Consider the following 11,174-nt stretch of genomic DNA (forward strand, 5'->3'; position numbering starts at 1 on the left):
CCCTTGCCCTGCACATCGCCGATGGCGAAGCACCAGCGGCCGTCGCCCGCCGGGAACAGGTCGTAGAAGTCGCCGCTGGGGCCGCTCTTGTCGCACGGCTCGTAGACCAGCGCGCTGCTCATCCCGGGGATCTCGGCGACCGCGCCGGGCAGCAGCCCGCGCTGGAGGATGGCGCTGATGGTGGCCTGCCGGGCGTACTGCCGGGCCGCGCCGATGGCGAGGGCCACCCGGCGGCCCAGATCCTCCACCAGGCCGGTGATCTCGTCGGGGAAGCGCGCGAGCCCGCACCGCCCGATGACCAGCGTGCCCAGCGGCCGCCCGCCCGCGACCAGCCGGTACGCCAGCGCCGTACCGTCCGCGCCCTGGGGGCCCAGCGCGTCACCGGGCCAGGGGTAGGGCGAGGGCCCGAAGCCGACCCCGTCCCCGGGCTGCGGCGGCTCCTTCTCCAGGGTGCGGCGCAGTTCCTCGATGCGGTTCTCGCTGGCGTGCCAGACCCGCGCCGGGCCGTCGCAGGACCCGCCGCGCGCCGACGCCTCGTCCTCCAGCCACACCGCGCACCAGTCGGCGAGCCGGGGCACGATCAGCTGGCCGGTGAGGGCCGTGACCAGGTTCTCGTCCAGCTGGCCCGCGAGCAGGTCGGACGCCTCGGCGAGGAAGGACAGCGCGCCCCGGCCGAGCCAGTCCCGGTCGCTGTCCGTGCGCTGCGACTGCGGGGCCAGCGCCTCGGCGACCTCCAGCGCGTCCAGCGCCCCACCGCCGGCCGGCGGCTCGCTGCCGCCCCGGGGCAGCCTGGCCCACACCGACTTGGCGCCGGTGCGGTAGGTGACCCCCCAGGACTCGGCGAGCGCCCCGACCAGGCGCAGCCCGCGGCCGTACTCCAGGGTGTCGTACGACGGCTCGCCCGCGGTCGCGTCCCGCGGTGGCCGGGCCGGGTGCTGGTCCCCGACCTCGACCAGGAACGTTCCGCCGTCCTCCAGGCACCAGTCGAGGGATATCTCGGTGCCCGCGTGCACCACGGCGTTGGTGACCAGCTCGCTGACGACCGCCATGGCGTCGTCGACGAGCCGGGGCGCCACGGGTGCCTCGGCCAGCGCGGCCCGCACCAGGGCCCGCGCGGAGCCCGGCGCGAGCGGACTGCCGGGCAACGCGGCGTGTCCGCGCGCCCGGCCCGCCGTCTCCCGCTGCGTGGGTATGGCCGCCATGTCCATGCGGCCAGGGTGACAGACGGGGGTCGCGCATAAGCGTGAAGTCACCGAAGTGGCCACGCATGGCCGAGAAGCGTGCTAGGACGGCATCGTAAGGAGAACCTTTTCGAGCGCCGGTGGCCAAAAACGCACCCCTGAACCGGGCCCGAGCGAGTGCCCTACTTCTCCCGCGCCCCGGCGTACATCTCGTCGATCAGGCCCTTGTACGCCCGCTCCACCACCGGCCGCTTCAGCTTCAGGCTCGGCGTGATCTCGCCGTGCTCCACATCGAGATCCCGCGGCAGCAGCCGGAACTTCTTGATGGTCTGCCAGCGCTGGAGCCCGGCATTGAGCTGCTGGACGTACCCGTCGACCATCTCCACGGTCTGCGGCGCCGCGACGATCTCGGCGTACGGCTTGCCGCCCAGGCCGTTCTCCTTGGCCCACTCCGCGAGCGCGAGCTCGTCCAGGGAGATGAGCGCGGTGCAGTAGTTCCGGTCGGCGCCGTGCACCAGGATGTTGGAGACGTAGGGGCAGACCGCCTTGAACTGGCCCTCGACCTCGGCCGGCGCGACGTACTTGCCGCCGGAGGTCTTGATCAGGTCCTTCTTGCGGTCGGTGATCCGCAGATACCCGTCGGGCGAGAGCTCGCCGATGTCGCCGGTGTGGAACCAGCCGTCGGACTCCAGCACCTCGGCGGTCTTGTCGGACAGCTTGTGGTAGCCCTGCATGATGCCGGGGCCCCGCAGCAGGATCTCGCCGTCGTCCGCGATCCGCACCTCCGTGCCGGGCAGCGGCTTGCCGACCGTGCCGGTGCGGTACGCCTCCCCGGGGTTCACGAAGGAGGCCGCGGAGGACTCGGTCAGGCCGTAGCCCTCCAGGATATGGACGCCGGCGCCGGCGAAGAAGTAGCCGATCTCGGGCGCGAGCGCGGCGGAGCCGGAGACACAGGCGCGCAGCCGGCCGCCGAACGCCTCGCGGATCTTGGCGTAGACGAGGGTGTCGGCGACCTTGTGCTTGGCGGCGAGGCCGAAGGGCACCGTGCGGTTGCCGGTGTGCCGGAAGTTGTCCTGCTCGGCCTTGGCGTACTCGCGGGCGACCTCGGCCGCCCACTGGAAGATCTTGTACTTGGCCGCGCCGCCCTCCCGGGCCTTGGCCGCGACACCGTTGTAGACCTTCTCGAAGATGCGCGGCACGGCGGCCATGTAGGTCGGCCGCACCACCGGGAGGTTCTCGATGATCTTGTCGACGCGGCCGTCCACGGCGGTGACGTGCCCGGTCTCGATCTGGCCGGAGATGAGCACCTTGCCGAAGACATGCGCGAGCGGCAGCCACAGGTACTGCACGTCGTCCGGACCGAGGAACCCGGTCGAGACGATGGCCTTGGCCATGTACGACCAGTTGTCGTGCGGCAGCCGTACGCCCTTGGGCCGGCCGGTGGTACCGGAGGTGTAGATGAGGGTGGCGAGCTGGTCCTTGGTGATCGCGCCGACCCGCTCCTTGATCAGCTGCGGGTGCTGCTCCAGGTAGGCGGTGCCGCGCTTCTCCAGCTCGGCGAGGGTGATCACCCAGTCGTCGCCCTCGGGCACACCGGCCGGGTCGACGACGACGACCTTGATCAGTTCGGGCAGCTCGGCGCGCTTCTCGACCGCCTTGGCGACCTGGGCGGCGTTCTCGGCGATCAGCACCCGGCTCTCGGAGTCGGCGAGGATGAACGCGGACTCGTCGGCGTTGGTCTGCGGGTAGATCGTGGTGGTGGCGCCGCCGGCGCACATGATGCCGAGGTCGGCGAGGATCCACTCGACCCGGGTGGAGGAGGCGAGCGCCACGCGCTGCTCGGGCTCGATGCCCAGCTCGGTGAGTCCGGCCGCGATCGCGTACACCCGGTCGGCCGACTGGGCCCAGCTCAGCGACTTCCAGTCGTCCGGGCCCTGCCCGGCGGCGGGAGGCACCGGGTAGCGGTAGGCCTCGGCGTCCGGTGTCGCCGCGACGCGCTCAAGGAAGAGGGCCGCGACGGACGGCGGACGGTTCTCGATCTGGGTCTGTGTGTCGCTCACGACATCCTCCGGGGCCCGCGACAGCGCGGTTGGTACTCGTGCGGCTGGGTTAACTCACGGTGGGGTTCGAGCTGTTGTTTAACTCGCGAGTAACTATCGAGCAGGCATCAGAGTAAGGCGCGACCGCCCGCTGCGTAAGGGGCTTCACCCTGTCTCTTTCCCCTCAGTGTCGACGCGGAGTGACCACACCCACGCGCAGAGGCCCGCCGCGCTTTCGCACGACGGGCCCCCTGCTGTCCGTTTTGCGGACGCAATCGTTTGTTACCTTCGGTTACTTCTTGCCCTTGGCCGACCCCGCGCTGTCATCGCTGGAGAGGACGGCGATGAAGGCCTCCTGCGGAACCTCCACCGAACCCACCATCTTCATCCGCTTCTTGCCTTCCTTCTGCTTCTCCAGCAGCTTGCGCTTACGGGAGATGTCGCCGCCGTAGCACTTGGCGAGGACGTCCTTGCGGATGGCGCGGATGGTCTCGCGGGCGATCACCCGGGAGCCGACGGCCGCCTGGACCGGCACCTCGAAGCTCTGCCGCGGGATCAGCTCCCTGAGCTTGGCGACGAGCCGCACGCCGTACGCGTACGCCTGGTCCTTGTGGGTGATCGCCGAGAAGGCGTCCACCTTGTCGCCGTGCAGCAGGATGTCGACCTTGACCAGGCTGCTGGACTGCTCGCCGGTGGGCTCGTAGTCGAGCGAGGCGTAGCCGCGGGTCTTGGACTTCAGCTGGTCGAAGAAGTCGAAGACGATCTCCGCGAGGGGCAGCGTGTAGCGGATCTCGACGCGGTCCTCGGAGAGGTAGTCCATGCCGAGCAAGGTGCCGCGCCGGGTCTGGCACAGCTCCATGATCGCGCCGATGAACTCGGTGGGCGCGAGGATCGTGGCCCGTACGACCGGCTCGTAGACCTCGTCGATCTTCCCCTCGGGGAACTCGCTCGGGTTGGTCACCGTGTACTCGGCGCCGTCCTCCATGACCACGCGGTAGACCACGTTGGGGGCGGTGGCGATCAGGTCGAGGCCGAACTCGCGCTCCAGGCGCTCGCGGATCACGTCCAGGTGCAGCAGGCCGAGGAAGCCGACGCGGAAGCCGAAGCCGAGGGCGGCGGAGGTCTCCGGCTCGTAGACCAGGGCGGCGTCGTTGAGCTGGAGCTTGTCCAGGGCCTCGCGCAGCTCCGGATAGTCAGAGCCGTCCAGCGGATACAGACCCGAGAACACCATCGGCTTCGGGTCCTTGTAGCCGCCGAGGGCCTCGGTGGCGCCCTTGCTCTGGCTGGTGACGGTGTCACCGACCTTGGACTGGCGGACGTCCTTCACACCGGTGATCAGATAGCCCACCTCGCCGACGCCCAGGCCGTCGGCCGGGAGCATCTCGGGCGAGCTGACGCCGATCTCCAGCAGCTCGTGGGTCGCGCCGGTCGACATCATCTTGATGCGCTCGCGCTTGTTGAGCTGGCCGTCGATGACGCGGACGTACGTCACGACACCGCGGTAGGAGTCATAGACCGAGTCGAAGATCATCGCGCGGGCGGGGGCGTCGGCGACACCGACCGGGGCCGGGATCTCCTCGACGACCTTGTCGAGCAGCGCCTCGACGCCGAGACCCGTCTTGGCGGAGACCTTGAGCACGTCCTGCGGCTCGCAGCCGATCAGGTTCGCCAGTTCCTCGGCGAACTTCTCCGGCTGGGCGGCCGGCAGATCGATCTTGTTGAGCACGGGGATGATCTTGAGGTCGTTCTCCATCGCCAGGTAGAGGTTGGCGAGGGTCTGCGCCTCGATGCCCTGGGCGGCGTCGACGAGGAGGACGGTCCCCTCGCAGGCGGCCAGCGACCGCGAGACCTCATAGGTGAAGTCGACGTGCCCCGGGGTGTCGATCATGTTGAGGATGTGCGTCGTGCCCTGGTCGGGGCCCTCGGTGGGGGCCCAGGGCAGACGCACCGCCTGGGACTTGATCGTGATGCCGCGCTCGCGCTCGATGTCCATCCGGTCGAGGTACTGAGCACGCATCTGCCGCTGCTCGACCACGCCGGTCAGCTGGAGCATCCGGTCGGCGAGCGTGGACTTGCCGTGGTCGATGTGCGCGATGATGCAGAAATTGCGGATCAGCGCCGGGGCGGTACGGCTCGGCTCGGGCACGTGGTTAGGGGTCGCGGGCACGCAGGGTCCTGTCTCTTGAGGCGCCTTATGCCTCGGGTCGGATCGATACGTAGTCTCCATGGTCCCACGCGGAGGGACCGAAGGGCGTTTTGGGCCGCTCGCAGGGCCACTGGTACTGTAGATGGCTGTGCCTCATGCCCTCTCGGCCCGAGGCACGATCAGAGAAATTTTGGATCACCGGCACGGGACCCCTGCGGCCCCGTGCCTGAACCTGAAAAGGCTCCTTCGTGGCGAACATCAAGTCCCAGATCAAGCGGATCAAGACCAACGAGAAGGCCCGGCTGCGCAACAAGGCCGTCAAGTCCTCCCTGAAGACCGCGATCCGCAAGGCCCGCGAGGCCGCTGCCGCGGGTGACACCGCCAAGGCGACCGAGCTTCAGCGCGCCGCCGCGCGTGCGCTCGACAAGGCCGTCTCCAAGGGCGTCATCCACAAGAACCAGGCCGCCAACAAGAAGTCGGCGCTTGCTTCCAAGGTCGCGTCCATCAAGGGCTGAACAACCCCTTTGATCTGACCGCCGGAAAGACCAAGAGCGGGCCCTCTCTCATCCGCTCCCGACCGGCAGCCCCGAAGCCTCACGCGGCCTGCGTTCGCCACGCGGGTGGGGCTTCAGCATCGTGAACCGAGACCCCCGTCACCCGCCCTTCCCCAGGGCGGGAGGCGGGGTTCTCGGCATGCCGGGGGCCGGCTTCATGCCGGGAGGCGGCTTCCGTGGAGCCTGCCCGCGGCCGACGGCTTCAGGTGGTGCGCGGAGCCTCGGCAGGGGGCCTAGGGCCTGTCTGACAATTCCCGTCTGCCGCGCGACGCCATGCACGCACTCTCGCGGCACCGGGCGCAGACCCAAGTACGTCCAGTACGAGGGCCTACGCCCGGCACCCCGAGAGCACGCACCTGACGCCGCGCGGCCGCCCTCCGGGCGACGACGGGAATTGTCAGACAGGCCCTAGCCGCGTCCCCGTGAGCGGGCCGCGCGGGCGATGATGACGACGGCCTTCTCCAGGGCGTACTCGGGGTCGTCGCCGCCGCCCTTCACCCCCGCGTCCGCCTCGGCGATCGCCCGCATCGCCACCGACACCCCGTCCGGCGTCCAGCCGCGCATCTGCTGCCGCACCCGGTCGATCTTCCAGGGCGGCATCCCCAGCTCCCGCGCGAGATCACCCGGCCGACCGCCCCGCGCGGACGACAGCTTCCCGATCGCCCGCACCCCCTGGGCCAGCGCGCTCGTGATCATCACCGGCGCCACGCCTGTCGACAGCGACCACCGCAGGGCCTCCAGCGCCTCCGCCGTACGTCCCTCCACCGCCCGGTCCGCGACCGTGAAACTGGAGGCCTCGGCCCGCCCGGTGTAGTAGCGCCCGACGACGGCCTCGTCGATGGTCCCCTCGACATCCGCGGTCAACTGCGCCACCGCCGACGCCAGCTCCCGCAGATCGCTCCCGATCGCGTCGCACAACGCCTGGCACGCCTCGGGCGTCGCGGACCGCCCCGTCGTACGGAACTCCCCCCGCACGAACGCCAGCCGGTCCGCCGGCTTGGTCATCTTCGGGCAGGCCACCTCCCGCGCCCCCGCCTTGCGCGCGGCGTCCAGCAGGCCCTTGCCCTTGGCGCCGCCCGCGTGCAGCAGCACCAGGGTGATCTCCTCGGCGGGCGAGCCGAGGTACCCCTTCACGTCCTTGACGGTGTCGGCCGACAGATCCTGCGCGTTGCGTACGACGACGACCTTGCGCTCGGCGAACAGCGACGGGCTGGTCAGCTCGGCGAGCGTGCCGGGCTGCAACTGGTCCGGGGTCAGGTCCCGTACATCCGTGTCGGCGTCGGCGGCGCGCGCGGCGGCCACCACCTCCCGCACGGCGCGGTCCAGCAGCAGGTCCTCCTGGCCCACGGCAAGCGTCACCGGGGCGAGAACATCGTCATTCGCAGTCTTCCTGGCCATCGCACCAAGCATCCCACGCCCCACCGACAACGCCCCGAGCCCGCTGCCGCCACCGCCGCTCCCAGCGGCTCACGGCACCCGGGGTCACGGCTTCCCACCGCTCACGGCACCCAGGTCACGGCTTCCCGCGCCTCACGGTTCCTCGCGCCACCCGTCCCACTCCCCCGCGAACTCGTCCAGCTCCCGGGGGTCCAGCCGCTGCTCCTCGTCGGCCAGTACGACCAGCCACTGCGCGTCCTCGGCGTCGTCCTCGCCGGCCAGCGCGTCCCGGAGCAGCCGGGGTTCCTCGTCGAGGGCGAACCGCTCCCCGAGCGCCTCCGCCACCGCCTCCGCCGCGTCCCGGTCGGGCAGCACCAGCACATGTCTCACATCGCTCACGCCGCCATTGTCCGGCACGCCGGTGGCACCGAATCGCCAGGTCAGCCCGTGGGCCCCTGGGGCACGAGCTGGACATCCAGGTCGACGTGGATGCTCGGCCCCACCGCCGCGATCCCCCGGGCCAGCATCGACTGCCAGCTGACCGTGAAGTCGTCCCGGTGCAGCTCGGTGGTGGCCCGGCAGGCGGCCCGCGTCTCGCCCTCGATGCCGTTGCCGAGCCCGAGGTAATCGGTGTCGAGCGTCACCGTGCGGGTCACTCCGTGCAGCGACAGCGCGCCGGTGACCGCCCACCGGCTGCCGCCCCGGTGGGTGAGCCGGTCGCTGTAGAACTCCAGGGTCGGGAACCGCAGTACGTCCAGGAAGTCCCTCGACCGCAGATGCTCGTCGCGCATCCGCACCCCGGTGTCGATGGACGCCGCGTCGATCACCACATGCATCGCGGACCGCTCGATCCGCTCGGCGATCCGCACCGCGCCCGCGAAGGAGTTGAAGCGCCCGTGGATCCGGGCCAGGCCGATGTGCCGCGCGGTGAAACCGATCGAGGAGTGTCCGGGGTCGAGCTGCCACTCGCCGGCCGCCGGGGGCTCCGGTGGTGGGGCGACCTGGAGGGTGACATCGCCCAGCGAGGCGAGGGTGTCCTCCGCGACCAGCGCGGTGGCCCGGTAGGGCGTGTACCCCTCGGCCGTCACCGCGAGCCGGTACTCCCCCGCCGGCACGGTCGCCAGGAACGATCCGTACGGATCCGTCCCCCCGGCCACCACCTTGCGCCCCATGGTGTCGCTGACCGTGAACTCGGCGCCGGTGACCGGCTGGTTGACCGGATCCACCACCCGGCAGCCGATCACCCCCGCACCGGCCGGCGTCCGAACCGCCCCCAGGGGGCTCGCCGGTTGTATCCCGTTCGTCCGGTTACCCAGCCAGCGGCCGAACATCCACTGCACCCCTGTACGCCTCGACATCTTCTGCTGCCGAAGATCCATTCGATCACTGTTGCGGCTTTCGAGGCAACACGGGACCACATCACAGGAATCCAGCGCATGCGCCACAACTGAGCGCATTTGACCGCCCAATGCCCGTTTCACATCACCTTCACCACGTCACGAACAAGCGACTCCCTTACGAAAACTTCACATGAACATCACATCTGGAGTTACGGTCTTACCTCCGACGCACCTTGGGGGGACCCATGAGCAACCCGTACCAGCCGTACGCCATGCCACCGCAGCCGCCGCAGCCGCCCACCCGGACCGCCCCCAAGTGGGCGCGGAAGCGTTATGTGTTGCCCGCCCTCGGGCTCGCCTTCTTCCTCGGTATCGGGGCCGGTGCGAGCGGTCAGGGCAACGGGACCGACGCCAAGCCGACGGCCGCCAGGGTGCAGCCGACCGCCACGGTCACGGCGACCGCCACCGCCACGGAGACGGCGACCCCCGAGCCCGCGCCGACGGTCACGGCGACGAAGACCGTCAAGGTGAAGGTGACCGTCACCGCCCACGCGCCGGCCGCCGGTTCGGGCAGCAGCGGGGGCTCGTCGGGCGGCTCCTCCAGCGGCTCTTCGGGGGGTTCGTCCGGCGGTTCGTCGAGCGGCGGCGGCTCCAGCTCCTCGGGGGGCTCGACGAGCGCGGGCAACGGTGCCACCGCCCTGTGCAACGACGGCACCTACTCCTACGCCGCCCATCACCAGGGCGCCTGCTCGCACCACGGCGGCGTGGCCGTCTTCTACCGCTAACCGGACGCCCCGTCCCGCGTCACCCTCACCTCCCTGCCCGCGCCCCCGGCCCCGCCCACCGCGAGCGCCCCGTCCCGGTCGGTCCGCAGCACCAGCGCGCCACCGGCCCGCAACGCGGCCACCGTCGACGGGGCCGGGTGCCCATAAGGGTTCCCGGTGCCGCACGAGATGAGCGCCACCCGGGGCGCCACGAGCCGTATCAACTCCGGGTCCTGGTAGGCCGATCCATGGTGGGCCACCTTCAGCACATCCACCCCGGCCATCCCCGCCGCCTCCGGAGATCTCAACAGCGCCTGTTGGTCAGGGGGTTCGAGGTCCCCGAGCAGCAGCAACCGCAGCCCTCCCGTGCGGACCAGCAGTGCCACGCTGGCATCGTTGGGCCCGTCGAACTCGGGGGCGGCGACCGGGCCGTTGGGGGGAGGCGGGGCGGCCCCCGCAAGCGGGCCGGGTCCGGCGAGTACGCCGGGTCCCGCGGGTACGCCGGGCCCCGCGAGTGGGCCAGTACCCGGCGGTGGGCCGGCGGCCGTCGGCGGGCCCGTGTCCGCGGGTGGCCACAGCACCCGCCAGGACAGTGGTCCGGTGCGCCGCTCCTCGCCCGCGACGGCCCGGGTGACCGGGATATGGCGCCCGGCCGCCTCCCTCCTCACGAACTCCGCCTCCTGCCTGGGCTCTTCGAACCCCGTCGTCTCGATCGCGGCCACCTCCCGCCCCCGCAGCACCCCGGGCAGCCCCGCCACATGGTCGGCGTGGAAGTGGGTCAGCACGAGGAGGGGGACGCGGCTGATGCCCAGTTGCCGTAGGCAGCGGTCCACCGCCGCCGGATCGGGCCCGGCGTCCACGACCACCCCCGCGCCGGCGCCCGCCGCCAGCACAGTCGCGTCACCCTGCCCGACATCGCACATCGCATACCGCCACCCCGGCGGCGGCCAGCCCGTCACCACCCGGGTCAGCGGCGCGGGGCGCACCAGCGCCAGCAGGAGCAGCGCCCCGAACAGCCCGCACCACCACGGGCGCCGCACCAGCCGCCGCCCGGCCAGGACGACGGCCACCGTGACCGCCGCGAGCAGCAGCGCCCCCGGCCAGGTGCCCGGCCAGTCCACGCCCGCGCCGGGCAGCGCGGCCCCGGCTCTGGCGACACCGGCGATCCACCGGGTCGGCCAACTCGCGCCCCAGGCCAGCAGCTCGGCCAGGGGCATCGCCACCGGCGCGGTCGCCAGCGCGGCGAACCCCAGCACGGTCGCGGGCGCCACCGCCGCCTCGGCCAGCAGATTGCACGGCACCGCCACCAGGCTCACCCGGGCCGACAGCACCGCCACGACCGGCGCGCACACCGCCTGTGCCGCGGCGGCCGCGCCCAGCGCCTCGGCGAGCCTCGGTGGCACCCCGCGCCGCCGCAGCCCCTCGCTCCAGCCCGGGGCCAGTACCAGCAGGGCGCCGGTGGCCAGCACGGAGAGCAGGAAGCCGTAGCCGCGGGCGAGCCAGGGGTCGTACAGCACCAGGAGCAGTACGGCCGTGGCCAGGGCCGGGACGAGGGATCTGCGGCGGCCCGTGGCCAGGGCGAGCAGCGCGATCGCTCCGCAGACGGCGGCCCGCAGCACGCTGGGGTCGGGCCGGCACACCAGCACGAATCCCAGCGTGAGCGCCCCCGCGAACAGGGCGGTCGCCCTGAGGGAGAGCCCCAGCCGCGGGGCCAGGCCCCGGCGTTCGGTCAGCCGGGCCAGCCCTGGCGGGCCGATGAGCAGGGCGAGCAGC

Annotated in this window: 9 protein-coding genes; 2 read left to right on the top strand and 7 right to left on the bottom strand. The window is 71.6% G+C overall.

Translation table 11 applies throughout. The features are described from left to right. The 3 genes from CCN72_RS14580 to lepA form a co-directional block, all read right to left on the bottom strand. On the bottom strand, positions 1-1,202 hold a 1,202-nt coding region (locus tag CCN72_RS14580; protein ID WP_208638007.1), incomplete at its 3' end, for an ATP-binding protein. A 161-nt stretch (positions 1,203-1,363) separates the two neighbouring features. Next, complete coding sequence (locus CCN72_RS14585; RefSeq protein ID WP_086807898.1) at positions 1,364-3,241, bottom strand: AMP-dependent synthetase/ligase; 1,878 nt, start codon at positions 3,239-3,241, stop codon at positions 1,364-1,366. A 271-nt stretch (positions 3,242-3,512) separates the two neighbouring features. Further along, entirely contained in the window at positions 3,513-5,387 is a 1,875-nt protein-coding gene (lepA, locus tag CCN72_RS14590) for a translation elongation factor 4 (RefSeq protein ID WP_086807899.1), read from the bottom strand. Between the two features lie 227 nt (positions 5,388-5,614). Here lepA and rpsT point away from each other — a divergent pair, with 227 nt between their 5' ends. Beyond that, entirely contained in the window at positions 5,615-5,881 is a 267-nt protein-coding gene (rpsT, locus tag CCN72_RS14600) for a 30S ribosomal protein S20 (protein ID WP_037655051.1), read from the top strand. A 447-nt stretch (positions 5,882-6,328) separates the two neighbouring features. Here rpsT and holA read toward each other — a convergent pair whose 3' ends face one another. The 3 genes from holA to CCN72_RS14620 form a co-directional block, all read right to left on the bottom strand. Further along, positions 6,329-7,318 carry a DNA polymerase III subunit delta gene (gene holA / locus CCN72_RS14610; RefSeq protein WP_197697387.1) on the bottom strand — a complete coding sequence of 330 codons (990 nt, stop codon included), beginning with the start codon at positions 7,316-7,318 and terminating at the stop codon, positions 6,329-6,331. A gap of 132 nt (positions 7,319-7,450) precedes the next feature. Then, the gene (locus tag CCN72_RS14615) at positions 7,451-7,696 is read right to left on the bottom strand and encodes a hypothetical protein (RefSeq protein WP_085564693.1); all 246 of its coding nucleotides are present in this window, start codon (positions 7,694-7,696) and stop codon (positions 7,451-7,453) included. Positions 7,697-7,737: 41 nt separating this feature from the next. Continuing rightward, a complete protein-coding gene (locus CCN72_RS14620; protein WP_086807902.1) occupies positions 7,738-8,628 on the bottom strand; it encodes a YceI family protein in 891 nt (296 codons plus the stop codon). 254 nt (positions 8,629-8,882) lie between these two features. Here CCN72_RS14620 and CCN72_RS14625 point away from each other — a divergent pair, with 254 nt between their 5' ends. Beyond that, positions 8,883-9,422: a DUF3761 domain-containing protein gene (locus tag CCN72_RS14625; protein WP_202442996.1), complete on the top strand. Its 540-nt coding sequence runs from the start codon at positions 8,883-8,885 to the stop codon at positions 9,420-9,422. Here CCN72_RS14625 and CCN72_RS14630 read toward each other — a convergent pair. Further along, positions 9,419-11,174: ComEC/Rec2 family competence protein (locus tag CCN72_RS14630; RefSeq protein WP_086807901.1), on the bottom strand; the 1,756-nt coding region annotated here is incomplete at its 5' end. The genes CCN72_RS14625 and CCN72_RS14630 overlap by 4 nt on opposite strands.

Source organism: Streptomyces murinus (assembly GCF_002154555.1).
Lineage (GTDB): Bacteria > Actinomycetota > Actinomycetes > Streptomycetales > Streptomycetaceae > Streptomyces > Streptomyces murinus.